The following is a 23585-nucleotide window of genomic DNA, read 5'->3' as shown; positions in this document are numbered from 1 at the left end:
GGTTTAGGATGCGCGGCATGAGCTTTGGGGGACCGCGGTGGCCGCAGGAGCCACAGCAGGGGCAGCCGGGACAGCAGGAACAGCCTGGGCAGCAGGGGTACGGACAGCGGCCGGGACACGGCGGCCCACCCGCACCGGACCCCCAGGCGTACGGACAGCCTCAAGGCCAGGGACACGGGGAACCCCAGGGCTTCGGACCGCCCCAGGGGTACGGGGAACCCCAGGGGTACGGGGAGCCCCAGGGCTTCGGACCGCCTCAGGGGCAGGGCTCCGGGGACCCTCAGGGACAGCCCTCAGGGCCGCCCCGGGGCTTCGGACCGCCCCGGGGATACGGAGAGCCCCGCCCCGTCCCCTCCCCCGATCCCTTCCCCGGCGCCCAGGGCGGCGGCTCCGGGACACCCGACTGGGGCGCCCTCGCCGACGCCTCCGCCTCCCGTGACCGGCGCAAGCGCTGGCTGGTGATCGGCGGCGGCGCCGTCGCCGCCCTGGCCGTCGGCGCGATCGTGGCCACCGCCGTCGTCGCCACCGGCAGGAAGAACGACGTGGCGGGGAACGGCGGGGCGCCCACCGGATCCGCCGCCCCCACCGGCTCCGTCACCCCGGAGCCCACCTTCTCCTCGGTGGCGCCGCCGCCCCCGCCGAACCCGAAGGACTACATCTCCGACCCGAAGAAGGACAAGGCGCCGCTGACCGCCGAGGGCCTCTTCCCCGGCACGAAGCTCACCATGAACGAGCGGCCCTACCGGAAGGGCGCCACCACCTCGACGACGGACTGCGCGGCGGCCACCCAGGGCGGGCTCGGCGCCGTCCTCAAGGCGCACGGCTGCCAGCGCGTCCTGCGCGCCACCTACGTCAGGGACGGCGTGGCGGTCACCGTCGGCATCGCCGTACTCCCCTCGGAGTCGGCGGCCCAGACGGTGAAGGCCCAGGCCACCGGCGGTATCGCCCCGCTGGCCGGCGCGGGCGTCGGCGACTTCTGCCACGGCACGGTCTGTCTGCGCCGCTCGAACGCGATCGGCCGCTACGCCTACTTCACCCAGGCGGGCTTCGCCAGCGGGAAGAAGGTCACCAAGGCCGACGAGCCGGTCTTCCAGAGCAGCGACGACCTCGGCACCTTCGCCTTCAACCAGATCTACGCCCGGGGCCGCGCGCAGGCCTCAGCAGCAGCCGGCGCTCCCGGGCAGTGACCGCTTGTTCCTGGCCTCCACGCTGCGGGCGGCCAGAAGCTCGTCGGCCGGGTAGCCGACCTCTTCGAGGGTGAGGCCGTGCGGCCGTACGACGTGCACGGCCGAGTCCCGGACCCCGGCCGCGAGGACCTTGCCCGGCCAGTCGACGGGCCGGTGCCCGTCTCCCACGAACAGCAGGGCCCCCACCAGCGAGCGGACCATGTTGTGGCAGAAGGCGTCGGCCTTCACGGTGGCTTCCATGACCCCGTCGGGCCGCCGCTCCCAGCGCAGCTCCTGAAGGGTGCGGATGGTGGTGGCGCCCTCGCGCCGCTTGCAGTACGCGGCGAAGTCGTGCTCGCCGACGAGCGCGGCGGCGGCCTCGTTCATGGCGTCCATGTCCAGGGCCCAGTCGTGCCACAGGACGTGCCCGCGCAGCAGCGGGTCGACCCCGCCGGGGTTGTCGGTGACCCGGTAGGCGTAGCGGCGCCAGACGGCCGAGAACCGCGCGTTGAAGCCCGCCGGGGCCTCGGTGAGGGACCACACCCGCACATCGTGCGCGAGCCGCCCGGCGAGCCGCCTGAGCAGCTTGTCCCGGTGCTCCGCCCACAGCTCCGCGGGCAGGTCGACATGGGCGACCTGACCGCGCGCGTGGACCCCGGAGTCGGTCCGCCCGGCCACGGTCAGCTCGTAGGTCTCCTTGGAGCGGGTCACGGTCCGCAGGGCGTCCTCGATGTCGCCCTGCACCGTCCGCTGCCCCTCGGCCTGCTTGGCCCAGCCGGAGAAGTCCTTGCCGTCGTACGACAGGTCGAGGCGGACCCGTACGTACCCGTCCTGCACGTCATCGCTCACGCGGAAATCCTCTCAGAGACACGGGTGCGGGCCCGCACCCCAGGGGGTACGGGCCCGCACGCGAGAAGGTCGGGAACGCTTACGCGTCCTTCGACTCCTCGGCGGCCTCGGTCGTGGCGGCCTCGTCGGCCTCCTTGACGGCACGCTTGGTGGCGGCCTCGGCCTCGGCGACGGTCGCCTTCTTGGCGATCTCGCCCTCGACCAGCTCGATCACGGCCATCGGGGCGTTGTCGCCACGACGGTTGCCGATCTTGGTGATACGGGTGTAGCCACCCGGGCGCTCGGAGTAGCGCGGCGCGATCTCGGTGAAGAGCGTGTGGACGATGCCCTTGTCGGTGATCGTCTGGAGCACGAGGCGACGGTTGTGGATGTCGCCCTTCTTCGCCTTGGTGATCAGGCGCTCGGCGACCGGACGCAGGCGGCGGGCCTTGGCCTCGGTCGTGGTGATGCGGCCGTGCTCGAACAGCGACTTCGCCAGGTTGGCGAGGAGCAGCTTCTCGTGCGCGGCGGAACCGCCGAGGCGGGCACCCTTCGCGGGACGCGGCATGGTGTTTCTCCTTGTGATCTGCACCGGCCGTATGAGGTACCGGTGTCAGTGTCCGAGCGGGCGGTCACCCGTCGGAGACCCCGTGCCCCCGAAGGGGCGCGGGGAACTGCGTGACCGGCCGGAGCCGGTCCGCAGCCACATCTGAGCCGTGAGGCCCGAGCTGTCAGTACTGCTCGGTCTCGACGAACCCGGCGTCCGCGTCGTCGTCGGCGCCGAAGGCGTCGGCGGCGGCGGTCGGGTCGAATCCGGGCGGGCTGTCCTTGAGGGCCAGGCCCATGCCGGCCAGCTTCGCCTTGACCTCGTCGATCGACTTCGCACCGAAGTTGCGGATGTCGAGCAGGTCGGCCTCGGAACGCGCCACGAGTTCACCCACGGAGTGGATGCCCTCGCGCTTGAGGCAGTTGTACGAACGAACGGTGAGTTCGAGCTCCTCGATCGGCAGCGCGAGGTCGGCGGCCAGGGCGGCGTCCGTCGGGGACGGGCCCATGTCGATGCCCTCGGCGTCGATGTTGAGCTCGCGCGCCAGACCGAACAGCTCGACCAGGGTCTTGCCGGCGGACGCCATGGCGTCACGCGGGCGCATGGCCTGCTTGGTCTCGACGTCGACGATCAGCTTGTCGAAGTCGGTGCGCTGCTCGACACGGGTCGCCTCGACCTTGTACGTGACCTTGAGCACCGGCGAGTAGATCGAGTCGACCGGGATACGGCCGATCTCCTGGCCCACCTGCTTGTTCTGCACGGCGGAGACGTAGCCGCGACCGCGCTCGACGGTCAGCTCCATCTCCAGCTTGCCCTTGCCGTTGAGCGTGGCGAGGACGAGGTCGGGGTTGTGCACCTCGACACCGGCCGGGGGCGCGATGTCGGCGGCGGTGACCAGACCCGGGCCCTGCTTGCGCAGGTACATCACGACCGGCTCGTCGTGCTCCGAGGAGACGACCAGCTGCTTGATGTTGAGGATGAGGTCGGTCACGTCCTCCTTGACGCCCGGCACGGTGGTGAACTCGTGCAGGACACCGTCGATGCGGATGCTGGTGACAGCGGCTCCGGGGATCGACGACAGGAGGGTGCGGCGGAGGGAGTTGCCGAGGGTGTAGCCGAAGCCCGGCTCCAGCGGCTCGATCACGAACCGGGAGCGGAACTCGTCGACGACCTCTTCGGTCAGCGAGGGACGCTGAGCGATCAGCATGTCTGTGATTCCTTCAGTCGTGGACGCCCACTATTTGACGCCCTACGGACCACCGGGAACGGGCCCGGTGGCTTTGAACTCGTACTGCAAGGGTACGGGCGGCACGACCCCCGGAGAGGGACCGTACCGCCCGGAAATCCCGATTCAAGCAGCCCGTGCGTCAGACGCGGCGGCGCTTGGGGGGACGGCAGCCGTTGTGCGGCGTGGGGGTGACGTCCTGGATCGAGCCGACCTCGAGGCCGGTGGCCTGGAGGGAGCGGATCGCGGTCTCACGGCCGGAGCCGGGACCCTTGACGAAGACGTCGACCTTGCGCATGCCGTGCTCCTGCGCGCGGCGAGCGGCCGACTCGGCGGCCATCTGCGCGGCGAACGGGGTGGACTTGCGCGAGCCCTTGAAGCCGACGTGGCCGGCGGAGGCCCAGGAGATCACGTTGCCCGAGGGGTCCGTGATCGAGACGATCGTGTTGTTGAACGTGCTCTTGATGTGCGCGTGGCCGTGAGCGACGTTCTTCTTTTCCTTGCGGCGCACCTTCTTGGCAGCGCCCTGACGACCCTTGGGGGGCATCTCTTACTCCTACGGGAGGTGGTCGGTCCTACAGCGAAGACCGCTTGGTCAAGCGTCCGCTGAGGACTACTTCTTGCCCGGCTTCTTCTTGCCGGCGATGGCGCGACGCGGGCCCTTGCGGGTACGAGCGTTCGTGCTGGTGCGCTGGCCGCGGACGGGCAGGCCACGACGGTGGCGCAGGCCCTGGTAGCAGCCGATCTCCACCTTGCGGCGGATGTCGGCGGCGATCTCACGGCGGAGGTCACCCTCGGTCTGGAGGTTGGCGTCCACGTACTCGCGGATCTTGACGAGGTCTTCCTCGGCAAGGTCGCGGACACGGGTGGACGGCTCCACGCCGGTCGCGGCGAGGATCTCCTCGGACCGGGTACGCCCGATACCGAAGACGTAGGTGAGTGCGACCACCACGCGCTTTTCGCGCGGGATGTCAACACCGGAAACGCGTGCCATTCAATGGCTCCTGTGTTCTCGGGGGTCTGCTGCAGAACCACTCCCGACCGCCGACGCCGCGAGATGCGGTGCGTGGTACGTCCGGGTCCCCGGCCCCCGCCGGAGGTGCCGTCAACCGTTCGAGAACGGTCCGACGGGCTCTGCGTATGTACGAATTGCTATGCGTCGCGCGAAGAACTGCGAAATTGCAGGTCGGTCGGCGTGCGTCAGCCCTGGCGCTGCTTGTGGCGCAGGTTGTCGCAGATGACCATGACCCGGCCGTGACGGCGGATCACCTTGCACTTGTCGCAGATCTTCTTGACGCTCGGCTTGACCTTCATGGGATGTGAGGTTCTCCGGGTCAGTGCCATCACCCGCGCGCGAACGCAGGGGTGCGGGCAAGATCTACTTGTACCGGTAGACGATCCGGCCACGCGTCAGGTCGTACGGAGAAAGCTCCACGACGACCCGGTCGTCCGGAAGGATGCGGATGTAGTGCATACGCATCTTGCCGGAGATGTGCGCGAGGACCTTGTGACCGTTCTGGAGTTCCACCTTGAACATGGCGTTCGGGAGGGACTCGATCACGGTGCCCTCGATTTCGATGGCACCTTGCTTCTTGGCCACGCTTCGCCTTTCGAATCGGCTACCTTGATCGACTCTCGGATTCGCCGCATGCGGACACACGGGTACACGACAGCCGACGCATCAGTCTACGTCAGGCCCCTGGAAAAGACGAATCGGGAAGTCTGCCCACGCGAGGAGATCCTTACGCAAGCCACCACGCCGATCCCCCCGGAGCCTTTCCCGACCATACGCCGAGGAGCCCCGCGCCGCAGTGACGCAGGACTCCCTGTCCCCTCGTACGGCCCTCGCGGGCCCCGGCCCCGGGGCCCGGCGGCGCCGTCCGCGCGGGCCGCTACGCCAGCGGGTCCGGCGCCGCCGTCACGCCCAGCTCCGCCAGCTTCGCCTTGCCGCCGTCGACCGCCGTGAGGACCAGCGGGCCCTCCTCGGTGAGCGCGATCGAGTGCTCCCAGTGGGAGGACCAGGTGCCGTCGGTCGTGATGACCGTCCAGTCGTCCTTCAGGACCTCCGTGTGCGGGGTGCCCAGGGAGACCATCGGCTCGATCGCCAGGCAGAGACCGGGGACCAGCTTCGGGCCCTTGCCGCGCTTGCGGGAGACGTAGTTCAGCAGGTGCGGGTCCATGTGCATCTCGGTGCCGATGCCGTGGCCGCCGTAGTCCTCGATGATCCCGTACCGGCCCAGGCTGTGGTCGCCGACGGCCGGACGGGGCTGCCGCTTGATGAAGCCCTCGATCGCCTTCGAGATGTCCACCAGCCGGTTGCCGAGCCGCATGGCCGCGATGCCGGCCCACATCGACTCCTCCGTCACCCGGGACAGCTCGATCAGCTCCGGCGCGTGCCCGGTGCCGACGAAGGCGGTGTAGGCCGCGTCGCCGTGCCAGCCGTCCACGATCGCGCCCGCGTCGATGGAGATGATGTCGCCGTCCTTCAGGACGGTCTTGTCGTCGGGGATGCCGTGGACGACGACCTCGTTGACCGAGGTGCAGATCGTCGCGGGGAAGCCGCCGTACCCGAGGAAGTTCGACTTCGCCCCGTGGTCGGCGATCACCTTCCGCGCGACCTCGTCCAGGTCCCGGGTCGTCGCGCCCGGCACCGCCGCCTCGCTGGTCGCCGCGTGAATGGCGGCGACGACCAGCCCCGCCTCGCGCATCTTCGCGATCTGCTCGGGGGTCTTGATCTGCACCATCGTGGCCGCGGCCTTTCCTCGAAAACGGGTGACGGAACAACGATACGGCCGCGGCGCCCCCGAGGGGCACCGCGGCCGTATCGACGAACCGGGGTTACTTCTTGATCGCTGCCATCGCCTTCGCGGTGACCTCGTCCACCTTGCCCAGCGCCGAGATCGTCACGACCAGGCTCTGCGCCCGGTAGTAGTCGATGATCGGCTCGGTCTCCGAGTGGTAGACCTCCAGACGACGGCGCACGGTCTCCTCCGTGTCGTCGTCGCGCTGGTACAGCTCGCCGCCGCAGACGTCGCAGACGCCCTCGGCCGCCGGAGCGTTGTACGTCACGTGGAAGACGTGCGAGGAGTCGTTGCGGCAGATGCGGCGACCCGCGATCCGCTTCACGACCTCGTCCTCGGGGACCTCCAGGTCCAGGACCGCGTCCAGCTGTACGTGACCCTCCTTGAGGATCTCGTCCAGGGCCTCGGCCTGGGCCACGTTGCGCGGGAACCCGTCGAGCAGGAAGCCGTTCACGGCGTCCGGCTGCTCCATACGGTCCTTGGCCATCCCGATCGTCACGGAGTCCGGCACGAGCTGCCCGGCCTTCATGTACGACTGCGCCTCCACGCCCAGCTCCGTGCCCTGAGAGATGTTGGCACGGAACAGGTCACCCGTGGAGATGTGGGGAATGTCCAGGTTCTTGGCAAGGTACGCGGCCTGCGTTCCCTTACCGGCCCCGGGCGGTCCGACGAGGACGATTCGCATCAGCGGAGGAACCCTTCGTAATTGCGCTGCTGGAGCTGACTCTCGATCTGCTTCACGGTCTCCAGCCCCACACCCACGATGATGAGGATGCTCGTCCCGCCGAAGGGGAAGTTGGCATTGGCCCCGCCGAAGCCTGCCAACGCCATCGTCGGCACAAGAGCGATCAGACCCAAGTACAGCGAGCCCGGCCAAGTGATCCGGTTGAGCACGTAGCTCAGATACTCGGCAGTAGGTCGACCAGCCCGGATACCCGGGATGAACCCACCATACTTCTTCATGTTGTCCGCGACTTCCTCGGGGTTGAACGAGATCGCCACGTAGAAGAAGGCGAAGAACACGATCAGGAGGAAGTAGGCCGCGATGTAGTAGGGGTGGTCGCCCTTCACGAAGTGGGCTTCGATCCAGGTCTTCCACCCGGCGGTGGAGTTCGAGAACTGCGCGACCAGAGCCGGGATGTAGAGCAGCGACGAGGCGAAGATGACGGGGATCACACCCGCCTGGTTCACCTTCAGCGGAATGTACGTGGACGTGCCGCCGTACGAACGGCGGCCGATCATCCGCTTCGCGTACTGGACCGGAATGCGCCGCTGGGCCTGCTCGACGAAGACCACGAGGGCCACCATCACGAAGCCGATGAGGATGACGGTGCCGAACTCGATCCAGCCCTTGGCGAGCTTGCCGCTCTCCTTGATGGCCCAGAGGGCACCCGGGAAACCGGCGGCGATCGAGATGAACATCAGGATCGACATGCCGTTGCCGATGCCGCGGTCGGTGATCAGCTCACCGAGCCACATGACGACACAGGTGCCGGCGGTCATCGTGAGGACCATGGTGGCGATGGTGAAGATCGACGGGTCGGGCACGACCTGGTCGGCGACCGAACAGCCGCTGAAGAGCGCACCGCTCTTGGCGGTGGCGACGAGACCGGTGCCCTGGAGGACGGCGAGGGCGACGGTCAGGTACCGCGTGTACTGCGTGATCTTGGCGGTGCCGGACTGTCCCTCCTTCTTGAGGGCTTCCAGGCGCGGGATCACGACGGTCAGCAGCTGAAGGATGATGCTCGCCGTGATGTACGGCATGATGCCGAGCGCGAAGATGGTGATCTGTAGCAGCGCGCCGCCACTGAACATGTTGACCAGGCCGAACAGGCTGTTGTTGCCTTCACTGGCCTGCTTGACACACTGCTGGACGGCTTCGTACTTGACACCGGGCACGGGGATGTGCGCCCCGAGCCGGTAGAGCACGATGATGGCTAGCGTGAAGAGCAGCTTCTTGCGCAGGTCGGGCGTCTTGAACGCTCGGGCGAACGCGGTGAGCACGGTGCCTCCTGCGACCCCCGCGTAGCGCGCGTGAGGGCAACGGTCAATTTTGGATGATGAGTAGGTACACAAGACGGCAGTCCTGTGTACCTACCACAGACTGCCGGGAACGCTAACAGCGGATACCATACCCGGCTGCCGAGTCCAGCGGAAACGTCTCTCACAGGCCACAGGCGCGCGATCCAGCGGGGTCCGTCCGGTGTCTCCCCCTTTCGCCGGGGGCGCCGGACTCCTACTTTCGTCGGGGGCCGGGCCGACCAGCGGACGGGCTGACACCATCACACTTCCCCCACAAGACTGTTCGAACAGTTCCGGGTGATCACCGGAACTCACCCGTTCGTCCGTCTCTGGGGGAAACCTGTGAAGAAGTCTCTGGCCGGTGCCGCCGCCGCGTCCGCCGCCGCTCTCCTGCTCGCGCTGCCGGCGACCGCCTCCGCCGCCGAGTCCACCGCGCGCACCACCTCGGCCACCACCGTCCAGGCCCCGGCCGCCTCGGCGGCGGCGGTCGCCGCCACCTGCACCCTCAAGCTGTACACGCCCTGGAAGGAGAACATCGCCACCTCGGGCGTGAACGACCACGCCCGGGGCTCCTACGAGACCTACAACTCCTGTAGCGGCTTCGCCCTCGCCGCCACCCTCCAGTACAACCGCTGGTACGGCTGGTCGGGTCTCGCCAACACCAACTGGGAGGGCAACCGCGGCAACAGCATCCTCCAGTGGCGCTGCCAGGGCCAGGGCACCTTCACCTACCGCATGTCGGGCACCGTGCGCGGCGGCGTCGTCTCCGGCGACCCCGGCGTCGGCAGCGGCACCAGCCCGGAGCGCCGCTTCGACTGCTGACCCGGGCGGACTCCGTCATCCCGTGGAACCACTGGGGGCCGCCCACGTGCGCGTGGGCGGCCCCCGCCCCATGCCCCCAGCCCGTACGAACGGATCAGGACCCGTCAGCGTGATGAAGCCACAGTGGGCCGTCCTCTCCGGAGCCGCCGCGGTGCTGGTCGCCGCGGCCGCCACCGTGATCACCAGGAGTGCGCAGGACGCGCCGCCCGCCGCCGTTCCGCCGCCCGCCGCGAGTCCGGCGGCAGCCGTCACCCGTATCGCCTTCGACGAGGCGGCGATGATGGACCCGGCACGGCCCGGCACCACCCATCGCCGCATCGAGATGTACGCCGAGCACCGGGGCGAGGCCGTCACCTCGCTCCGCTTCCTGATCACGACCACCGGGAAGCTCACGGAAGAGCGCCTCTGGGAGGCGGCCCGGCCGGAGACCATCACGGTGCGCGACTGGACGTCGTGCCGCACGGCCGACGAGCGCGTCCCCGACCCCCGGCCGGACCGGCTCGACGTGATCACCACCGAACTCTTCGGTCCCGCCGCCGTGCCGGGCGAGGCGAAGGCCGGTCCGGGCGGCACCCGCCAGTGGACGACCTCGGCGGGCCTGATCACCTCCACCTTCACGGACGGCGGCGGCCCCTACCCCGACCGGACCGTCAGGATCGCGGGCCCGGACGGTCAGGTCGGTTCGGTCATCGACCACACGCTCGTCGGCCCGGCGACCGCACTTCCGGGATGGCATCAGGACTGGAAGAACTGCGCACCCCCGGTGACACGCTGACAAAACGGTCACTATTCCCCCTCCCCTGGCAAGAAACCTGTGATTACACTCGCAACCAGCTGAAAGAGATCACTGGAGGCGGCGTGCGGGGGATGCGCGACGCCGCTCCGCAGAACGCTTCTGAAAGCGGGGGACATGACCGAAAATAAAGGTGCCCAAATTCTGATCGTGGACGACAGCCCGACGCAGACGATCGGAATCCAGCAAATCGTCACTCGATTTGCATATGTAACGATGATCAATGCCACCAGCGGCCCGGAGCTGTACGACGCGGCCTCCGCGAGCACCCCGGACATCGTCCTGCTGGGGCCCGCCCGGCTCCCCGCCGACGCCCCGACCACGCTCGCGCGCCTGCAAGAGCTGGCGCGCGGCACACGGGTCATCGCGTTCGGGCGCACGCTCCGCCCCCTGATGAATCCGGCGAACATCTCGGCCGGACTGCACGGGTTCCTGCCGGACGGCGCGACCCCTCAGGACTTCGACCGGGCCTTCTCCGCCGCCCTGGCCGGATTCACCTACTTCCCGCGCGGGATGACCGAAGAGCTGAGCGGTCTCCGCGTCCACTTCCCCCAGCTCACCGCGAGGGAGCAGGAAGTGCTCGAACTGCTCTCCGAGGGCCTGAGCAACCAGCGCATCGCGCGCGTACTCGGCCTCAAGGAGACCACCGTCAAGATGTACGTGACCTCGGTCCTCGCCAAGCTCCAGGTCGAGAACCGGCTCCAGGCGTGTCTCAAGGCCAGAGGGCTCTATCCGGTGGCCGCCTGACAGGGGCCCCGCGAAGCAGGACCCGGCGCCGGACCCCGAGAACGAGGGAAACAAAAAGCCTGGCCGACTCCCGTGAGGGAGTCGGCCAGGCTTTTTCAGTCAGTCCGGGCTCAGACGAGCTCGGTGACGGTGCCACCGGCGGCGGCGATCTTCTCCTTGGCGGAGCCGGAGACGGCGTCAACCGTCACCTGAAGCGCCACGGAGACCTCGCCGGTGCCGAGCACCTTGACGAGCTGGTTCTTGCGAACCGCGCCCTTGGCGACCAGATCGGCCACCGTGACCTCGCCACCCTGCGGGTAGAGCGCGGCCAGCTTGTCCAGGTTCACGACCTGGTACTCGGTGCGGAACGGGTTCTTGAAGCCCTTCAGCTTCGGAAGACGCATGTGGAGGGGCATCTGGCCACCCTCGAAGCGCTCCGGAACCTGGTAACGGGCCTTCGTACCCTTGGTACCACGACCGGCCGTCTTACCCTTGGACGCCTCACCACGACCCACACGGGTCTTGGCGGTCTTGGCGCCCGGGGCGGGACGGAGGTTGTGGGCCTTCAGCGGGTTGTTCTCCGCCATGTCAGTCAACCTCCTCGACCGTCACGAGGTGGCGGACGGTGTGCACCATGCCGCGGAACTCGGGGCGGTCCTCCTTGACAACCACGTCGTTGACCTTCTTGAGGCCAAGCGAGCGCAGGGTGTCGCGGTGGTTCTGCTTGCTGCCGATGTACGACTTCGTCTGCGTGACCTTGAGGCGAGCCATTACGCACCCGCCCCGGCACGCGCACGGAGCAGAGCCGCGGGAGCGACGTCCTCGAGGGGCAGACCACGGCGAGCCGCGATCTCCTCGGGACGCTGCAGGCCCTTCAGGGCCTCCACGGTCGCGTGCACGATGTTGATCGCGTTGTCGGAGCCGAGCGACTTCGACAGGATGTCGTGAACGCCGGCGCACTCGAGCACGGCGCGCACCGGGCCACCGGCGATAACACCGGTACCGGGGGAAGCCGGCTTGAGCAGGACGACGCCCGCGGCCTTCTCGCCCTGGATCGGGTGAGGGATGGTGCCCTGGATGCGGGGAACCTTGAAGAAGTTCTTCTTGGCTTCCTCGACACCCTTGGCGATGGCCGCGGGAACTTCCTTGGCCTTGCCGTAACCGACACCTACGGTGCCGTCACCGTCGCCCACCACGACCAGCGCGGTGAAGCTGAAGCGGCGACCACCCTTGACAACCTTGGCGACGCGGTTGATCGCGACAACGCGCTCAACGTACGCGGTCTTCTCGGCGGCAGCGCCACCGTCGCGGCCCTTCCGGTCCCGCCGCTCGCCGCCACCGGCACCGCTTCCGCGGCGCTGGGGTCCAGCCATTGGATTTACCTCTCTCTGTTACGTCCGTTAGTCCCGGAACCGGGGCTTAGAACTTCAGCCCGGCTTCGCGGGCGGCGTCAGCCAGAGCGGCAATGCGCCCGGCGTACCTGTTGCCACCACGGTCGAACACGACAGCCTCGACACCGGCGGCCTTGGCGCGCTCGGCGACCAGGGCGCCGACCTGCTTGGCCTGCGCGGACTTGTCACCCTCGCCACCGCGGATCGACGCGTCCAGGTTCGACGCCGACGCCAGGGTGTGACCCTTGAGGTCGTCGATGACCTGAGCGGTGATACCGCGGTTGGAACGCGTCACGACGAGGCGCGGACGCTCCGCCGTACCCGACACGTTCTTGCGGATGCGGATGTGGCGGCGAGCCTTGGCGGCACGCTTGTAAGCGTCGCCCTTGGCGATCTTCACACCGTATGCCATGGCTTACTTACCAGCCTTTCCGACCTTGCGGCGGATGACCTCGCCGGCGTACTTGACGCCCTTGGCCTTGTACGGGTCGGGCTTCCGCAGCTTGCGGATGTTCGCCGCGACCTCGCCGACCTTCTGCTTGTCGATGCCCTCGACCGAGAACTTGGTCGGCGACTCGACCTTGAACGAGATGCCCTCGGGCGCCTCGACCATGATCGAGTGGCTGTAGCCGAGCTGGAACTCCAGAGCGGAGCCCTTCGCGGCCACGCGGTAACCGACACCGCTGATCTCGAGCGCCTTCACGTAACCCTGGGTCACACCGGTGATCATGTTGGCCACCAGCGTGCGGGACAGGCCGTGAAGGGCCTTGTTCTGACGCTCGTCGTTCGGACGGGTGACGTTCAGAACGCCGTCCTCGCCCTTAACGATCTCGATCGGCGCGGCGACGGTGTGGGTCAGGGAGCCCTTGGAACCCTTGACCGTGACCGTGCGGCCATCGATGGTGACGTCCACGCCGGCGGGAACCTGGATAGGCAGCTTGCCAATACGCGACATTAGCTATTCCTCCGTTCCCGACTACCAGACGTAGGCGAGGACTTCCCCACCTACGCCCTTCTTGCCTGCCTGCTGGCCGGTCAGGAGACCGTGGGACGTGGAGATGATCGCCACGCCCAGGCCGCCGAGGACCTTCGGCAGGTTGGTGGACTTCGCGTAAACCCGGAGACCGGGCTTCGAGATCCGCTTGATGCCCGCGATGGAGCGCTCACGGTTCGGACCGAACTTGAGCTCGAGGACGAGGTTCTTGCCGACCTCGGCGTCCTCGACCTTCCAGCCCGTGATGAAGCCCTCCTGCTGGAGGATTTCCGCGATGTGAGACTTGATCTTGCTGTGCGGCATCGTCACGGTGTCGTGGTATGCCGAGTTCGCGTTACGCAGACGAGTCAGCATGTCCGCGATCGGATCAGTCATGGTCATGAATTGGCCTTCGGCCTCTCTCGCCGTGGTTTCCGGTGCGCCATCCCTCTCCCCACACAGGGGCGGGACGGGTGCGGCGCGGGGACCTACGGCGTAGTAAGTCGTACGGGCGGCGGACGCCCAACCCCACAAGCCTAAGGCATACGGGGGTGGGCCTCCGCCGACCCAATGCTTACCGAGAGACTCCGGTCATCCCAACTAGGGAATTACCAGGAGCTCTTGGTCACGCCCGGCAGCTCGCCACGGTGAGCCATCTCACGAAGGCACACGCGGCACAGGCCGAACTTGCGGTACACGGAGTGGGGACGACCACAGCGCTGGCAGCGCGTGTAGCCACGCACGCCGAACTTGGGCTTGCGGGCAGCCTTCGCGATGAGAGCCTTCTTCGCCATCTCGCTTACGCCTCCTTGAACGGGAAGCCGAGGTGACGCAGAAGGGCACGGCCCTCGTCGTCGTTGGTCGCCGTGGTCACCACGGTGATGTCCATACCCCGGACACGGTCGATCTTGTCCTGGTCGATCTCGTGGAACATGACCTGCTCCGTGAGACCGAAGGTGTAGTTGCCACGGCCGTCGAACTGCTTGGGGGACAGGCCGCGGAAGTCGCGGATGCGCGGGAGCGCCAGCGACAGGGTGCGGTCCAGGAACTCCCACATGCGGTCGCCACGGAGCGTGACGTGAGCACCGATCGGCTGACCCTCGCGCAGCTTGAACTGCGCGATGGACTTGCGGGCCTTGGTGACGGCCGGCTTCTGACCGGTGATCGTGGTGAGGTCGCGGATCGCGCCATCGATCAGCTTCGAGTCACGGGCGGCGTCGCCGACACCCATGTTGACCACGATCTTCACGAGGCCGGGAACCTGCATGACGTTCTCGTACGAGAACTCCTCACGCAGCTTGCCCGCGATCTCCTCGCGGTACTTCGTCTTGAGACGCGGAGTGGTGGTAGCCATCAGATGTCCTCACCCGTCCGCTTGGCAACGCGGATCTTGTTGCCCTCGTCGTCGAAGCGGTAACCGACACGCGTGACGACCTTCTTGCCGTCCTTCTCCACGACCAGCTGGACGTTGGAGACGTGGACCGGAGCCTCGGTCGTGACGATGCCACCGGCCTGCGACGGGCCGGCCTTGGTGTGCTTCTTGACCCGGTTGACACCCTCGACCAGGACGCGGTTCTCACGGGGGAAGGCCGTGATGACCTTGCCCTGCTTGCCCTTGTCCTTACCGGTGATGACCTGGACCAGGTCGCCCTTCTTGATCTTCATGCTTACAGCACCTCCGGCGCGAGCGAGATGATCTTCATGAACTTCTTCTCGCGCAGCTCACGGCCGACCGGGCCGAAGATACGGGTGCCACGAGGGTCGCCGTCGTTCTTGAGAATGACAGCGGCGTTCTCGTCGAAGCGGATGTACGAGCCGTCCTGGCGGCGGCGCTCCTTGACGGTGCGAACGATGACCGCCTTGACGACGTCACCCTTCTTCACGTTGCCACCGGGGATCGCGTCCTTGACGGTGGCGACGATGACGTCACCGATGCCCGCGTAGCGGCGACCCGAGCCACCGAGAACACGGATGCAAAGGATCTCCTTGGCACCAGTGTTGTCGGCGACACGCAGTCGCGACTCCTGCTGGATCACGTCTATCTCCTGATTTGTCTGCCGGTTCCCGGCGGAGGTGCGCTAGTGACTAGCGCACCTCCGCCGAGCCTGGCGGAACGAACTCGAAGGGTTACCCCTTCAAGAATTACTTGGCCTTCTCGAGGATCTCGACGACGCGCCAGTGCTTCGTGGCGGACAGCTTCCGCGTCTCCATCAGGAGGACGCGGTCACCGATGCCGGCGGCGTTCTGCTCGTCGTGAGCCTTGAGCTTGTTCGTACGGCGGATGACCTTGCCGTACAGCGCGTGCTTGACGCGGTCCTCGACAGCGACGACGACGGTCTTGTCCATCTTGTCGCTGACGACCAGGCCCTCGCGGACCTTGCGAGCGTTGCGCTCGGTCTTCTCAGTCACGTTGCTCTCGCTCATCAGGCGTTCTCCACCGTCTCGATGCCCAGCTCACGCTCACGCATCAGGGTGTAGATCCGGGCGATGTCCTTACGGACGGACTTGAGCCGGCCGTGGTTCTCGAGCTGACCCGTCGCCGCCTGGAAGCGGAGGTTGAACAGCTCTTCCTTGGCCTCGCGGAGCTTGTTGAGAAGCTCCTCGTTGCCCAGCTCGCGCAGCTCGGACGCCTTGGTACCGGCCGACATCACAGCTCACCTGCTTCGCGCTTCACGATCTTGCACTTCATCGGCAGCTTGTGGGCCGCACGGGTCAGGGCCTCGCGCGCGATCTTCTCGTTCGGGTAGGACAGTTCGAACATCACCCGACCCGGCTTGACGTTCGCGATCCACCACTCCGGAGAACCCTTACCGGAACCCATGCGGGTCTCGGCAGGCTTCTTCGTCAGCGGGCGGTCCGGGTAGATGTTGATCCAGACCTTGCCGCCACGCTTGATGTGGCGGGTCATCGCGATACGAGCCGCCTCGATCTGGCGGTTGGTCACGTACGCCGGCGTGAGGGCCTGAATGCCGTACTCGCCGAACGCAACCTGCGTGCCACCCTTGCTCGCGCCGGAGCGCTTCGGGTGGTGCTGCTTGCGGTGCTTGACCCTACGGGGGATCAGCATGTCGGTCAGGCCTCCGTTCCGGTGCTCTCAGCCGGAGCGGCAGCGGCGGCGGGAGCCTCGGCCTTGGGGGCCTCGGCAGCCGGCGCGGACTGCTGCTGCGGCTTGCGGCCGCGGCCGCCACGCTCGCCACCGCGGCCACCACGGCCGGCGGGACGGTCGCCAGCGCCGGCGCCACGGGCCGGGCGGTTACCCGCACGGGCAGCGGCGTTCTCGGCGCGGACCTCGGCGATGTTCTTGACGTCGCCCTTGTAGATCCAGACCTTCACGCCGATGCGGCCGAAGGTGGTCTTGGCCTCGAAGAAGCCGTAGTCGACGTTCGCGCGGAGGGTGTGCAGGGGCACACGGCCCTCGCGGTAGAACTCCGAGCGGGACATCTCGGCGCCGCCGAGACGACCGCCGCACTGGATCTTGATGCCCTTGGCGCCGGCCTTCATCGTGCCCTGCATGCTCTTGCGCATGGCACGACGGAAGGAGACGCGGGAGGAGAGCTGCTCGGCAACGGCCTGCGCGACCAGCTGAGCGTCCATCTCGGGGTTCTTGACCTCGAGGATGTTCAGCTGGACCTGCTTGCCCGTGAGCTTCTCGAGGTCGCCGCGGATGCGGTCGGCCTCGGCGCCACGGCGGCCGATGACGATGCCGGGACGCGCGGTGTGGATGTCCACCCGCACGCGGTCACGGGTGCGCTCGATCTCAACCTTCGAGATGCCGGCGCGCTCCATGCCGGACGTCATCATCCGACGGATGGCGACGTCTTCCTTGACGTAGTCCTTGTACAGCTTGTCGGCGTACCAACGGGACTTGAAGTCCGTGGTGATGCCGAGCCGGAACCCATGCGGGTTAACCTTCTGGCCCATTACCGGGTTCCTTCCTTGCTGCTGACGACCACGGTGATGTGGCTGGTCCGCTTACGGATCCGGTAGGCACGGCCCTGAGCACGCGGACGGAACCGCTTCAGGGTCGGGCCCTCATCCACGTACGCCTCGCTGATGACCAGCGAAGAGGCGTCCGTGTGGTCGTAGTTGTGTGCAGCGTTGGCGATGGCGCTGTCCAGCACCTTGCCAACCGGCACGCTCGCGGCCTGCGGGGCGAAACGCAGGACCGCCTGAGCCTCCGTGGCGTCCATGCCACGGATAAGGTCCACCACGCGGCGGGCCTTCATGGGCGTGACGCGGATGTACCGCGCCTGGGCCCTGGCTTCCATGGTTGTCCTTCCAGTGTCTGTCATGGTCATTCCACCCCGCTACTAGCGGCGCTTCGACTTCCGGTCGTCCTTCACGTGACCCCGGAAGGTGCGCGTCGGCGAGAACTCGCCGAGCTTGTGGCCGACCATCGACTCGGTGACAAACACCGGAATGTGGGTCTTGCCGTTGTGCACCGCGATCGTGTGGCCGAGCATGGCCGGGATGATCATCGAGCGACGGGACCAGGTCTTGATGACGTTCTTGGTACCGGCTTCGTTCTGGGCGTCCACCTTCTTGACGAGGTGGCCGTCGACGAAGGGTCCCTTCTTGAGACTGCGCGGCATCTAAACCCGCTCCTAGCGCTTCTTGTTCGTCTTGCGGCGGCGGACGATGTACTTGCTCGAAGCCTTCTTCGGCGAACGAGTACGACCCTCCTTCTGACCCCACGGGGAGACCGGGTGGCGACCACCGGAGGTCTTGCCCTCACCACCACCGTGCGGGTGGTCCACCGGGTTCATCGCCACACCGCGGACGGTCGGGCGAACACCCAGCCAGCGCTTACGTCCGGCCTTGCCCCAGTTGATGTTCGACTGCTCGGCGTTGCCGACCTCGCCGATGGTGGCGCGGCAGCGGGCGTCGACCAGCCGGATCTCGCCGGAAGGCATACGAAGGTGGGCCATCGTGCCCTCCTTCGCCAGCAGCTGCACGGAGGCACCCGCCGACCGGGCGAACTTGGCGCCGCCACCGGGACGGAGCTCGATCGCGTGGATCGTGGTACCGACCGGGATGTTGCGGAGCGCCAGGTTGTTGCCGGGCTTGATGTCAGCGCCGGGGCCGTTCTCGACGCGGTCACCCTGCGTCAGACCCTTGGGGGCGATGATGTAGCGCTTCTCGCCGTCCACGTAGTGGAGCAGCGCGATGCGCGCGGTGCGGTTGGGGTCGTACTCGATGTGAGCGACCTTGGCCGGCACGCCGTCCTTGTCGTGACGACGGAAGTCGATCACACGGTAGGCACGCTTGTGTCCACCACCCTGGTGGCGAACGGTGATCCGACCGGTGTTGTTACGGCCGCCCTTGCTGTGCAGGGGGCGAACCAGCGACTTCTCCGGCGTGGACCGCGTGATCTCGACGAAGTCGGCTACGGAGGAGCCACGACGGCCCGGCGTAGTCGGCTTGTACTTGCGGATTCCCATTTCTCAGTCCTCGTCCGATTCCGGACGATCCAGACCGCCCTTAGGCGGTCGGACCGCCGAAGATGTCGATACGGTTGCCCTCAGCAAGGGTCACGATGGCGCGCTTGGTGTCCTTGCGCTTGCCGAAACCGGCCTTGGTGCGCTTGCGCTTACCCTGGCGGTTGATCGTGTTGACCCCGGTGACCTTGACCGAGAAGACCGCCTCGACGGCCTGCTTGATCTGGGTCTTGTTGGAGCCGGGCGCGACGATGAACGTGTACTTGTTCTCGTCGAGCAGGGCGTAGCTCTTCTCCGAGACGACCGGCTTGACGAGAATGTCGCGCGGGTCCGAGAAGGTCTTGCTGGTGACGACGGCCTCGCTCATCAGGCGTCGCTCCCTTCGGTCTCAGCGGTCTGGGGGCCAGACACGAAGGACTCGAGGGCGGCCTTGGTGAAGACCACGTCGTCGGAGACGATCACGTCGTACGTGTTGAGCTGGCCCGGCTCCAGGATGTGCACCTGGGGCAGGTTACGAGCGGACAGCCACGCGGCCTCGTCGGAACGCTCGGCGACCAGGAGCACGTTCTTGCGCTCCGAGATCTTGCCGAACAGCGTCTTCGCGGCCTTGGTGGAGATCTCACCCTCGACCACGCCGGTGACGACGTGGATGCGGGAGTGGTTCGCCCGGTCCGAGAGGGCACCGCGGAGGGCGGCGGCCTTCATCTTCTTCGGGGTCCGCTGCGAGTAGTCACGCGGCACGGGGCCGTGCACGACGCCACCACCGGCGAACTGCGGGGCGCGGGTCGAACCCTGACGGGCGCGGCCGGTGCCCTTCTGGCGGTAAGGCTTCTTGCCACCACCGCGGACTTCGCCACGGGTCTTGGTCTTGTGCGTGCCCTGACGGGCCGCGGCCAGCTGCGCGACGACGACCTGGTGGATCAGCGGAACGCTGACCTTGGCGCCGAAGATCTCCGCGGGGAGCTCGACGGTCCCGGCCTTGTCGCCTGCCGGCGAAAGGATGTCAATGGTGCTCATCGGTTCCTCAAACCCCCTTGGCCGCGGTGCGGACCAGGACGAGGCCACCGTTCGGGCCGGGGACGGCGCCCTTGATGAGCAGCAGACCCTTCTCGGCGTCAACGGCGTGGACGGTCAGGTTCTGGGTGGTCACACGCTCGTTGCCCATGCGACCGGCCATGCGCATGCCCTTGAAGACACGGCCCGGAGTGGCGCAGCCACCGATGGAACCGGGCTTGCGGTGCACGCGGTGGGCACCGTGCGAAGCCTTGCCACCACGGAAGTTGTGGCGCTTCATGACACCGGCGAAGCCCTTGCCCTTGCTCTTACCGGTGACGTCGACCTTCACGCCGGCCTCGAAGACCTCGGCGGTGATCTCCTGGCCGAGCGTGTACTCGGCGGCGTCAGCGGTGCGGAGCTCCACCAGGTGGCGGCGCGGGGTGACGTCGGCCTTGGCGAAGTGACCCTTGAGGGGCTTGTTCACCTTGCGCGGGTCGATCTCGCCGAAGGCGATCTGGACCGACTCGTAGCCGTCGACGTCGTTCGTACGGACCTGGGTCACGACATTCGGGCCGGCCTTGACGACGGTCACCGGGACGACCCGGTTGTTCTCGTCCCAGACCTGCGTCATGCCGAGCTTCTCGCCCAGGATGCCCTTGATGTTCTTAGCCATCTCGCGCGTCACCTCAGAGCTTGATCTCGATGTCGACGCCCGCCGGCAGGTCGAGACGCATCAGCGAGTCAACCGTCTTCGGCGTGGGGTCGAGGATGTCGATGAGGCGCTTGTGCGTGCGCATCTCGAAGTGCTCGCGCGAGTCCTTGTACTTGTGCGGCGACTTGATGACGCAGTACACGTTCTTCTCAGTGGGCAGCGGCACCGGGCCCGCGACCGACGCACCAGTGCGGGTCACCGTCTCGACGATCTTCTTCGCCGAGGAGTCGATGACCTCGTGGTCGTAGGCCTTGAGCCGGATGCGGATCTTCTGTCCCGCCATGGCTACTAGTAGTCCTTTGTCTCGTAACGCTCTGGGACCCGGGGGCCGTACTTCCGGAAACGTGCCCTCTCCTCCGACCCACGCGGTCGGGCGTGTCGCGCTCCCTCTACGCGAAAGTCCCTGAGGACTTCCCAACCAAGGGGGCGCGGTCGCCATGACCGCAGGCCGGGGGCGGCTGCACTGTCTCCATTGGCCCACCGGGTGCCTGGCCTGCACCCCGCTGACGCTTCCCAGAAGATTCCCGTACGTCCGCCCCTGAAAAGGGACGACGAGTACTGTGGGACTCGCTTCCGGTCCTCCCGACGGGAGGCGCGCAGCATCGGCACTCAACCGAGCAACCCCGTTAGTCTGCCATACGGGGCCTTCCCGCCGCCAATCAGGGTCGAAGACTGTACCCCACGTCACGTATGGGTATGCGCGGGGGCGCACCGCGACCCGGCCCCCGGACCGGCCTCCCGCCCCCGCTCCGAGCGCCACGCGCCGGGCTTTTCGGGCCCCGCACGCCCCTCCCCCGGGCTCCCGCCCCGGCCCCCTCGGGCCGCACCGAGGACCGCGCCGGAGGACCGCACCGAGGACCGCACCGAGGACCGAGCCAGGGACCGCTCCAGGGACCGCGCCGAAGCCCGTACCGGGACCCGCGCCGGAGGACCGCCCCTCCCCCGGTCCCGTACCGCACACAACCGACGGCGCCGGATCCCCGTCTTGCCGAGTACCGGGCAGCGCGTACCCACACGTACCCGCGTACCGAGGACCGCCGACCCGAGGGACGGACCGCGCACATGACCTCAGCCCCCCGCCGCCGGACGCTCCTCGCCGCCGCTCTCGCGGTCCTCCCGGTCGCCGCCGGGTGCTCCGTCCCCGAGCCGCGCAGGACCGCGCCAACCGCCGATCCCGCGCCCGGCAGGCCGATCGCCTCGGCACGGGCCCGGCGCGCGCTGCTCATGCAGTTCTCCGCGCACCCGGACGACGACCTGTACTTCATGAACCCCGACAGCCGTCGGCTGCTCGACGCCGGGGTCCCGCTGGTCTCGGTGTACGTCACGGCGGGCGAGCACACCGGCCGGAACCGGATCGCCGGGATGCCGGAGACTCCCCCGGACCGGGCCGCCTACTCCTCCGCACGCCACCAGGGACTGCGCCAGTCGTACGCGGCGGCGCTCGGGCTGCCCCTCTTCACGCCCTGGCGGCGGGAGGCGCTCGCGCTGCCCGGGGGCCGGAAGGCGGAGGTCGACGTCCTCGCGCACGGCGCCCGCCGGGTCGAGCTGGTCTTCCTCGACCTGCCCATGCACACCGCCCGCCGGTACATGGCGCTGCCCGCGCTCTGGCACGACCGGGCCCTCGAACTGCCCACCCACCGCTCGGCCGGTTCCCCGGTGACCCGCTCGGCCGGCTACGACTACGACGGTCTGGTGGCGGTCCTCGCCTGGCTGCTCGGCCGCTACCGGCCGACGGTGGTGCACACCCTCGACCCCGATCCGGACGTACAGCACAGCGACGACGCGACCCGGGGCCGGGACTCCGAACAGCCGGGCTACTCGGACCACGGCGACCACACCGCGACCGCCTGCTTCACCTGGGCGGCGCTGATCCGCTGGGTGACGGAGGCGGTCGAGGGCGGCGGGCCCGTCCCGGCGTTCACGGTCACCGCCTTCCGGGGGTACTACAACCGGCACTGGCCGAAGAACCTCCCGCCCCGCACCCTCCGTGAGAAGGCCGCCCGGCTCGTCCCGTACGGCGGCGACCCGTCCTGGGCCTGCGGGAACCCCTCCGGCTGCGGCGACTACGGCGTCGGCGGCGACCGGCCGCTCACCAACCGCAAGGGCTGGGTCCGCTCCACCCACCACCGCTGGCCGGGCGCGGGCCCGGTGCCGCTGACCGGACCGGACGGGCGGCTCACGGCGTACGGGGTGCTCGGGCTTCGCGCGGTCCGCTGGCGCGAGTCGGCGCCCGGCGTCTGGGAGGAGCCGGAGGACCTGGGCGGCGGCCCGCTGGCGCCCGCGCTCGGCTCGGCGGTGACGGCGGACGGGCGGCTGCTGCTCTTCGGGGTGCGGTTCGCCGCGCTCGACGGACACGGCGGGCCGAACCGGCGCGAGCTGGTGCTCCTGGAGCAGCGCTCCCCCGGCGGCCCGTTCCTGGCCTGGCGGGGCCTGGGGAACCCGGAGCGGGAGGACGACCGGGGACGCCGGGTCGGCGCCCCGGTGGCGGTCCTGGCCCCCGACGGCCGGGTGCACCTCTTCGTACGGAACGCGGACCGGGAGGTCGCCACCCGGGTCCGGGCGGCCGACGGCGGCTGGGGCCCGTGGCGGGTCCTCCCGGGGAAGGGCCCGGTCCAGGACGGTCTCGCGGTCTCGGTCGACGGGCCGGGCCGGGTCCATGTGTACGCGGCCGGTGCCGAGGCCGTACGGCACTGGGTGGACGGGGCGGCCGCGCCGGGGCGGCTGCCGCTCTCGGGGTCCGCGGTGGCCTCGGCCGGGGGCGCCCTGTACTACCGGCCGCCCGCCTCCGCCGCGCTCCTCGGGCCGGAGGGGGACGCCGGGCTCGACGGCTTCGGCGAGGTGGTCGCCGCGCGGGCGGCGGGTCCCGGCACGGTCCTGCTCGGCACCGGGGAGGACGGCAGGGTGCGGCTGCGGACCGGGGACCGGCTGCGGAGCCGTACGGGCACGCCCTCGGCGGCGGTTCCCGCGCTGCACCTGGACGGGCGGGGGGCGACGGTGGTGGCCCTCGGCCCCGACGCCCAGCCCTGGAGCTGGCGCCCGTCCTGACCCGGGGAGGGACGGGCTCCGGACGGCGGACGGCCCCCGGGCCCGCACGCGGCCGGTCCCCAGGCACACACGCGGCCGGTCCCCGGGTACGCGAAGAGGC

36 protein-coding genes are annotated in these 23585 nt (G+C 68.5%); 5 read left to right on the top strand and 31 right to left on the bottom strand.

The window, feature by feature from the left end:
* Window positions 1-17 precede the first annotated feature (17 nt).
* Window positions 18-1187 (top strand): hypothetical protein, encoded by a 1170-nt coding sequence (locus tag BU197_RS17115; protein WP_188269147.1) that lies wholly within the window; start codon window positions 18-20, stop codon window positions 1185-1187.
* Here the strand turns inward: BU197_RS17115 and truA are convergent.
* The 10 genes from truA to secY all read right to left on the bottom strand — a co-directional run bounded on the left by truA (window position 1158) and on the right by secY (window position 8571).
* Window positions 1158-2015 (bottom strand): tRNA pseudouridine(38-40) synthase TruA, encoded by an 858-nt coding sequence (gene truA / locus BU197_RS17110; RefSeq protein ID WP_188269146.1) that lies wholly within the window; start codon window positions 2013-2015, stop codon window positions 1158-1160. The two genes, BU197_RS17115 and truA, sit on opposite strands and share 30 nt — an antisense overlap.
* A gap of 79 nt (window positions 2016-2094) precedes the next feature.
* Window positions 2095-2562 (bottom strand): 50S ribosomal protein L17, encoded by a 468-nt coding sequence (rplQ, locus tag BU197_RS17105; protein ID WP_188269145.1) that lies wholly within the window; start codon window positions 2560-2562, stop codon window positions 2095-2097.
* A gap of 163 nt (window positions 2563-2725) precedes the next feature.
* Window positions 2726-3748: a DNA-directed RNA polymerase subunit alpha gene (locus tag BU197_RS17100; protein WP_003966937.1), complete on the bottom strand. Its 1023-nt coding sequence runs from the start codon at window positions 3746-3748 to the stop codon at window positions 2726-2728.
* Between the two features lie 160 nt (window positions 3749-3908).
* Window positions 3909-4313: a 30S ribosomal protein S11 gene (gene rpsK / locus BU197_RS17095; protein ID WP_003956432.1), complete on the bottom strand. Its 405-nt coding sequence runs from the start codon at window positions 4311-4313 to the stop codon at window positions 3909-3911.
* A 66-nt stretch (window positions 4314-4379) separates the two neighbouring features.
* Window positions 4380-4760: a 30S ribosomal protein S13 gene (gene rpsM, locus BU197_RS17090; RefSeq protein ID WP_188269144.1), complete on the bottom strand. Its 381-nt coding sequence runs from the start codon at window positions 4758-4760 to the stop codon at window positions 4380-4382.
* A gap of 206 nt (window positions 4761-4966) precedes the next feature.
* On the bottom strand, window positions 4967-5080 hold the full coding sequence (gene rpmJ / locus BU197_RS17085; RefSeq protein WP_003956441.1) for a 50S ribosomal protein L36: 114 nt from the start codon (window positions 5078-5080) through the stop codon (window positions 4967-4969).
* A gap of 64 nt (window positions 5081-5144) precedes the next feature.
* Window positions 5145-5366, bottom strand: a complete 222-nt coding sequence (infA, locus tag BU197_RS17080; protein ID WP_003956442.1) for a translation initiation factor IF-1 — start codon at window positions 5364-5366, stop codon at window positions 5145-5147.
* 292 nt (window positions 5367-5658) lie between these two features.
* A complete protein-coding gene (gene map / locus BU197_RS17075) occupies window positions 5659-6510 on the bottom strand; it encodes a type I methionyl aminopeptidase (RefSeq protein WP_188269143.1) in 852 nt (283 codons plus the stop codon).
* Window positions 6511-6604: 94 nt separating this feature from the next.
* Window positions 6605-7252 carry an adenylate kinase gene (locus BU197_RS17070; protein ID WP_188269142.1) on the bottom strand — a complete coding sequence of 216 codons (648 nt, stop codon included), beginning with the start codon at window positions 7250-7252 and terminating at the stop codon, window positions 6605-6607.
* A complete protein-coding gene (gene secY, locus BU197_RS17065) occupies window positions 7252-8571 on the bottom strand; it encodes a preprotein translocase subunit SecY (RefSeq protein ID WP_188269141.1) in 1320 nt (439 codons plus the stop codon). The genes BU197_RS17070 and secY overlap by 1 nt, the downstream gene beginning before the upstream one ends.
* Before the next feature lie 360 nt (window positions 8572-8931).
* Between secY and BU197_RS17060 the strand changes: the two genes are divergently transcribed.
* The 3 genes from BU197_RS17060 (at window position 8932) to BU197_RS31345 (ending at window position 10951) form a co-directional block, all read left to right on the top strand.
* Complete coding sequence (locus tag BU197_RS17060; protein ID WP_188269140.1) at window positions 8932-9411, top strand: hypothetical protein; 480 nt, start codon at window positions 8932-8934, stop codon at window positions 9409-9411.
* A gap of 109 nt (window positions 9412-9520) precedes the next feature.
* Complete coding sequence (locus BU197_RS17055) at window positions 9521-10186, top strand: hypothetical protein (protein ID WP_188269139.1); 666 nt, start codon at window positions 9521-9523, stop codon at window positions 10184-10186.
* Between the two features lie 168 nt (window positions 10187-10354).
* Entirely contained in the window at window positions 10355-10951 is a 597-nt protein-coding gene (locus BU197_RS31345; RefSeq protein WP_188269138.1) for a LuxR C-terminal-related transcriptional regulator, read from the top strand.
* 110 nt (window positions 10952-11061) lie between these two features.
* Here BU197_RS31345 and rplO read toward each other — a convergent pair whose 3' ends face one another.
* The 21 genes from rplO to rpsJ all read right to left on the bottom strand — a co-directional run bounded on the left by rplO (window position 11062) and on the right by rpsJ (window position 20723).
* Window positions 11062-11517, bottom strand: coding sequence for a 50S ribosomal protein L15 (gene rplO, locus BU197_RS17045; RefSeq protein ID WP_188269137.1), 456 nt, complete (start codon window positions 11515-11517; stop codon window positions 11062-11064).
* 1 nt (window position 11518) lies between these two features.
* Window positions 11519-11701 carry a 50S ribosomal protein L30 gene (rpmD, locus tag BU197_RS17040; protein WP_015035589.1) on the bottom strand — a complete coding sequence of 61 codons (183 nt, stop codon included), beginning with the start codon at window positions 11699-11701 and terminating at the stop codon, window positions 11519-11521.
* Window positions 11701-12303 carry a 30S ribosomal protein S5 gene (gene rpsE / locus BU197_RS17035; RefSeq protein WP_015035588.1) on the bottom strand — a complete coding sequence of 201 codons (603 nt, stop codon included), beginning with the start codon at window positions 12301-12303 and terminating at the stop codon, window positions 11701-11703. Before rpsE ends, rpmD begins: the two co-directional genes overlap by 1 nt.
* Window positions 12304-12349: 46 nt before the next feature.
* Window positions 12350-12733, bottom strand: coding sequence for a 50S ribosomal protein L18 (gene rplR / locus BU197_RS17030; protein WP_015035587.1), 384 nt, complete (start codon window positions 12731-12733; stop codon window positions 12350-12352).
* A 3-nt stretch (window positions 12734-12736) separates the two neighbouring features.
* A complete protein-coding gene (rplF, locus tag BU197_RS17025) occupies window positions 12737-13276 on the bottom strand; it encodes a 50S ribosomal protein L6 (RefSeq protein WP_188269136.1) in 540 nt (179 codons plus the stop codon).
* A gap of 21 nt (window positions 13277-13297) precedes the next feature.
* Window positions 13298-13696 carry a 30S ribosomal protein S8 gene (rpsH, locus tag BU197_RS17020; protein ID WP_030209003.1) on the bottom strand — a complete coding sequence of 133 codons (399 nt, stop codon included), beginning with the start codon at window positions 13694-13696 and terminating at the stop codon, window positions 13298-13300.
* A gap of 206 nt (window positions 13697-13902) precedes the next feature.
* Window positions 13903-14088 (bottom strand): type Z 30S ribosomal protein S14, encoded by a 186-nt coding sequence (locus tag BU197_RS17015; RefSeq protein ID WP_003948630.1) that lies wholly within the window; start codon window positions 14086-14088, stop codon window positions 13903-13905.
* Between the two features lie 5 nt (window positions 14089-14093).
* The gene (rplE, locus tag BU197_RS17010) at window positions 14094-14651 is read right to left on the bottom strand and encodes a 50S ribosomal protein L5 (protein WP_086024646.1); all 558 of its coding nucleotides are present in this window, start codon (window positions 14649-14651) and stop codon (window positions 14094-14096) included.
* Complete coding sequence (gene rplX, locus BU197_RS17005) at window positions 14648-14959, bottom strand: 50S ribosomal protein L24 (RefSeq protein ID WP_015035583.1); 312 nt, start codon at window positions 14957-14959, stop codon at window positions 14648-14650. The genes rplE and rplX overlap by 4 nt, the downstream gene beginning before the upstream one ends.
* Before the next feature lie 2 nt (window positions 14960-14961).
* Window positions 14962-15330 (bottom strand): 50S ribosomal protein L14, encoded by a 369-nt coding sequence (gene rplN, locus BU197_RS17000; RefSeq protein WP_003956455.1) that lies wholly within the window; start codon window positions 15328-15330, stop codon window positions 14962-14964.
* Window positions 15331-15436: 106 nt separating this feature from the next.
* Window positions 15437-15718: a 30S ribosomal protein S17 gene (rpsQ, locus tag BU197_RS16995; RefSeq protein ID WP_030208995.1), complete on the bottom strand. Its 282-nt coding sequence runs from the start codon at window positions 15716-15718 to the stop codon at window positions 15437-15439.
* Entirely contained in the window at window positions 15718-15942 is a 225-nt protein-coding gene (rpmC, locus tag BU197_RS16990; protein ID WP_017239580.1) for a 50S ribosomal protein L29, read from the bottom strand. The genes rpsQ and rpmC overlap by 1 nt, the downstream gene beginning before the upstream one ends.
* Complete coding sequence (gene rplP / locus BU197_RS16985; protein WP_017239579.1) at window positions 15942-16361, bottom strand: 50S ribosomal protein L16; 420 nt, start codon at window positions 16359-16361, stop codon at window positions 15942-15944. The genes rpmC and rplP overlap by 1 nt, the downstream gene beginning before the upstream one ends.
* 5 nt (window positions 16362-16366) lie before the next feature.
* On the bottom strand, window positions 16367-17215 hold the full coding sequence (gene rpsC, locus BU197_RS16980; RefSeq protein WP_033201982.1) for a 30S ribosomal protein S3: 849 nt from the start codon (window positions 17213-17215) through the stop codon (window positions 16367-16369).
* Entirely contained in the window at window positions 17215-17562 is a 348-nt protein-coding gene (gene rplV, locus BU197_RS16975; RefSeq protein WP_004571827.1) for a 50S ribosomal protein L22, read from the bottom strand. Before rplV ends, rpsC begins: the two co-directional genes overlap by 1 nt.
* A gap of 42 nt (window positions 17563-17604) precedes the next feature.
* Complete coding sequence (gene rpsS, locus BU197_RS16970) at window positions 17605-17886, bottom strand: 30S ribosomal protein S19 (protein ID WP_015035577.1); 282 nt, start codon at window positions 17884-17886, stop codon at window positions 17605-17607.
* A 12-nt stretch (window positions 17887-17898) separates the two neighbouring features.
* Window positions 17899-18735 (bottom strand): 50S ribosomal protein L2, encoded by an 837-nt coding sequence (rplB, locus tag BU197_RS16965; RefSeq protein ID WP_030318653.1) that lies wholly within the window; start codon window positions 18733-18735, stop codon window positions 17899-17901.
* A gap of 40 nt (window positions 18736-18775) precedes the next feature.
* Window positions 18776-19099 (bottom strand): 50S ribosomal protein L23, encoded by a 324-nt coding sequence (gene rplW, locus BU197_RS16960; RefSeq protein ID WP_053646169.1) that lies wholly within the window; start codon window positions 19097-19099, stop codon window positions 18776-18778.
* Window positions 19099-19749: a 50S ribosomal protein L4 gene (rplD, locus tag BU197_RS16955; protein ID WP_188269135.1), complete on the bottom strand. Its 651-nt coding sequence runs from the start codon at window positions 19747-19749 to the stop codon at window positions 19099-19101. Before rplD ends, rplW begins: the two co-directional genes overlap by 1 nt.
* Before the next feature lie 7 nt (window positions 19750-19756).
* Window positions 19757-20401 (bottom strand): 50S ribosomal protein L3, encoded by a 645-nt coding sequence (gene rplC / locus BU197_RS16950; protein ID WP_188269134.1) that lies wholly within the window; start codon window positions 20399-20401, stop codon window positions 19757-19759.
* A gap of 13 nt (window positions 20402-20414) precedes the next feature.
* Window positions 20415-20723 (bottom strand): 30S ribosomal protein S10, encoded by a 309-nt coding sequence (rpsJ, locus tag BU197_RS16945; RefSeq protein ID WP_003948644.1) that lies wholly within the window; start codon window positions 20721-20723, stop codon window positions 20415-20417.
* A gap of 779 nt (window positions 20724-21502) precedes the next feature.
* Here rpsJ and BU197_RS16940 point away from each other — a divergent pair.
* Window positions 21503-23485, top strand: coding sequence for a PIG-L family deacetylase (locus BU197_RS16940; protein ID WP_188269133.1), 1983 nt, complete (start codon window positions 21503-21505; stop codon window positions 23483-23485).
* The last annotated feature ends 100 nt before the right edge of the window (window positions 23486-23585 follow it).

It is taken from the genome of Streptomyces sp. CBMA291 (assembly GCF_014596525.1).
Lineage (GTDB): Bacteria > Actinomycetota > Actinomycetes > Streptomycetales > Streptomycetaceae > Streptomyces.
Note: the sequence above shows the minus strand (reverse complement) of the source record. Positions and strands in the feature narration are given on the sequence as shown.